This is a genomic window from Vogesella urethralis (genome assembly GCF_007644045.2).
Taxonomy (GTDB): Bacteria; Pseudomonadota; Gammaproteobacteria; order Burkholderiales; family Chromobacteriaceae; genus Vogesella; species Vogesella urethralis.
Window position 1 is genome coordinate 1 of the sequence record NZ_VMDW02000149.1, and the last position, 252, is coordinate 252.

Consider the following 252-nt stretch of genomic DNA (forward strand, 5'->3'; position numbering starts at 1 on the left):
GTTCGGCCGGAGTAAAGTGGGCGCTTACCCGCCAGCCCGCAAGGGCATCCAGTTTGCTTTGCGCCATGCCGCCTTTGCGCAGCGCCTGGCTATGTTTCTCAAGACAGAAGGCGCAGCCGTTGATCTGCGAGACGCGTAAATAAACCAGCTCTACCAGGGCGTTGCCCAGCTCGCTTTTCTCCAGCGCGATGCTGGCCTGTACCAGCCCTTTATAGACTTCCGGGCTCAGTTCACTGAATGGCTGACGTAATT

The 252-nt window shown here is 57.9% G+C and carries 1 protein-coding gene; it reads right to left on the minus strand.

What is annotated here, in order from left to right:
• Positions 1–252 (minus strand): carboxymuconolactone decarboxylase family protein (locus FLQ03_RS18870; protein WP_144374156.1); only part of this gene is annotated, 252 nt, incomplete at both ends.